Below are 2,780 nucleotides of genomic sequence, written 5' to 3'. Positions count from 1 at the left end.
TATGATCGTTATAATCTACTTTTGCCAATGTACGGATGCCACTTGCGGCCACTGTGTCTAACAACACAATACCTGCACCACCTAATACTGGCATTGGAATAGCAGCGACTAAACGCCCAACGATAGGTAATAATCCTAGAACCACCAGAATTCCACCAGCGGTTGCCACCACAAAACGACTCTTAATCCCTGTAATTGCAACCAAGCCTACATTTTGTGCAAATGCGGTTTGCATAAACGAACCAAAAATTGGAGCAACTGCACTGGACAACATATCAGCGCGTAGACCGTCTCCAATCCGTTTAGAATCAACTTTGCTTCCAACAATTTCACCAATTGCGATAATGTCTGCTGTAGTTTCAGTCATAATGACTAAAGTTACGATCACCATAGAAAGAATGGCAGTAAATTCAAATACTGGCATGCCGAAATGGAAGATATGAGGAAAAGCGAACACAGAACCATTAGCAACTTTGGAAAAATCTGCAAATCCAGCCAATGAAGCGATAATCGTACCTAAAGCAATCGCCATTAAAATCGCTAGACGTCGCATTAACTGACTTTTTAACATACTGAAAATAATGACAATCGCTAAAGTCATCGCAGCTAAACCAATATTTGCTGGATCTCCCCAATTTTCAGCTTTTGGATTGCCACCCATCATCCAACGAATCGCAACGGGCAATAAATAAATACCAATCATGGTAATCACACAACCAGTCACCACTGGTGGGAAAAAACGAATAATTTTTGAAAAGAATGGTGCGAGTAACAAACCAATCAATGACGCAACAATAACTGCGCCAAACGCTGAAGCTAATCCTCCACCTGCGGTGACAATCGCCAAAATTGTTGCAACACCAGCAAAAGAGACTCCTTGAACTATTGGCAACTTTGCTCCAAAGTGTTTAAAGCCTAGGGTCTGTAACATTGTTGCAATGCCCCCAACAAAGAGTGCCGCAGCAACCAAAAAACCTATTTCCGAGGCTTCTAAACCTGCGGCAGCACCAATAATGATAGGTGGTGCAATAATTCCACCATACATCGTCAGCACATGTTGCAGTCCATAAATGATGTTTTTATTCATTCCTAAATATTGATGTTCTGCAGATACCCTTGCACGAGCTTCACTGTGCATTTTATCGTTGTGCATGTAATTTTCCTCTATAAAAATTCTTTGTTAATGCATGGTGTACCTAGCTACCGCGATAGGTTGAATAGGAAAATGGACTAATTAATAAAGGCACGTGATAGTGCTGATGAATATCCGATACTGTAAAATCGATACAAACTTTTGGATAAAAGCTTTCAATCTCTAGAGATTGAAAGTAATCGGCAATGTTGAAGATGAGCTGATAATTGCCTATTGTGAATGAATCAAGATTAAAAGCTTTAATACGACCATTTACATCGGTTAATTGCGTACCCATCGAAATATAGCCTTGCGACGTTTCCTTTAATAATTCAACAGAAACCCCTACAGCAGGTTTACCCAATGCAGCATTTAGAATATGTGTACTTATACCTGCCATTATTGAATCTCCTGCTTTAAGCGAATTAATGCAATTTCACTGAGTTGTTGTTTAACTTCTTGCTGCTCTTGTTCAGCTGAATTTTCTAAACGTCGATTGAGTTCTGTTAACATTTCTGTACCTGAACGCCCTGCCGCTCGAATCAAAAAAATATGACCAAATTTGTGCTCATAAGCTAAATTGCCCTGAAAGAGTGCTTGTTGAATATCTTGATCTACACCAAGCTGAGCCTGTTCTTTTTGTGAAAACTGCTGCTCTCTTTCCGTTAATGTCATGGCAGCTTTTTTTTTCACCAATTCGTGGATGTTGTGCCAGTGCTTCTAATATTTCTGACCATTGCCATATTCGAGCTTGTAAAGCAGCCGCTTGATATAATTCTTCAGCTGAACCAAAAGGTCGTTGCAGAACAATACTTTCAATCCATGATGGAATATGAACGCATGGTTTTAATGCTTCAAATGCTTGCTCATCATTTAAAAGATTAAATCGTTCTAAATTCATTGTTGCTCCAAATTATTTCATTGTCAGACTGGTCTGACCAGACAATTTATATTCAGGCAATGAACATGCCAAGACCGAATTTTGAGGACTAATTATTTTTTGAATTAAGTAAAATTAACAGTAAAAAAATCTTAAATTACTGTTCAATAATTAAAAAAGTTTCTTTATGTTTCATCGCTATAAAAGCATGGTTTTTCAAGTTCACGTCATATTCACACCTTCACTTCTAGAATCAAAATATGTATGTAATTGGATGATAAATATGACACTCTTAAAAACTCTAGCAATATCAACACTTACCTTGATTTCGCTCGTCGGATGTAAAAGCGTGCCAAGTTATACATCTGATTATCGTCAAGCTGATAAAAATATTACGGGTGTGGCTCTCGATCAAGAAAAGGCACAAATGATTGGTAACCGTTTTGTGAATGCCTTTAATACTTTAGGTACACCAGATTTTGTTAACAATGCCAGTGAATTATATGCAGATCGTTTATTTATCAATGACACACTTTCTCAATTTTCAAATAAACAAGACCTAATCAAACACTTTGAAGGCATGAATAAACGTGTGAGTAATGTCACGGTTAAACTTGTGAGCGCCACACATCAACGTGACTCTGCTTATATTCATTGGTATATGGCATATGACTTTAAAATGTTTGGTCGAACCAAATCTATGGCTTCATACGGGGTCACTCAGATGAAAATAAATGGTTCGAATCAAATTATTTTCCAACAAGACTA

The 2,780-nt window shown here is 37.8% G+C and carries 3 protein-coding genes and 1 pseudogene; 1 reads left to right on the top strand and 3 read right to left on the bottom strand.

The genetic code is table 11. From position 1 onward, the window contains the following. The 3 genes and pseudogenes from B4F08_RS16510 to uraD form a co-directional block, all read right to left on the bottom strand. Positions 1 to 1,153 (bottom strand): nucleobase:cation symporter-2 family protein (locus tag B4F08_RS16510; RefSeq protein WP_291375416.1); only part of this gene is annotated, 1,153 nt, incomplete at its 3' end. 43 nt (positions 1,154 to 1,196) lie between these two features. Beyond that, positions 1,197 to 1,532: a hydroxyisourate hydrolase gene (gene uraH / locus B4F08_RS16505; protein WP_151730622.1), complete on the bottom strand. Its 336-nt coding sequence runs from the start codon at positions 1,530 to 1,532 to the stop codon at positions 1,197 to 1,199. Then, positions 1,532 to 2,033 (bottom strand): annotated as a pseudogene (uraD, locus tag B4F08_RS16500) (2-oxo-4-hydroxy-4-carboxy-5-ureidoimidazoline decarboxylase). Before uraD ends, uraH begins: the two are co-directional and overlap by 1 nt. A gap of 262 nt (positions 2,034 to 2,295) precedes the next feature. Here uraD and B4F08_RS16495 point away from each other — a divergent pair. Beyond that, positions 2,296 to 2,780, top strand: a 485-nt coding sequence (locus tag B4F08_RS16495; protein WP_291375413.1) for a nuclear transport factor 2 family protein, incomplete at its 3' end; no start/stop codon positions are given.

Source organism: Acinetobacter sp. UBA6720 (assembly GCF_002454215.1).
Classification (GTDB): domain Bacteria; phylum Pseudomonadota; class Gammaproteobacteria; order Pseudomonadales; family Moraxellaceae; genus Acinetobacter.
The sequence above is the reverse complement of the archived record's forward strand: the minus strand, read 5'-3'. Positions and strand labels throughout refer to the sequence as shown.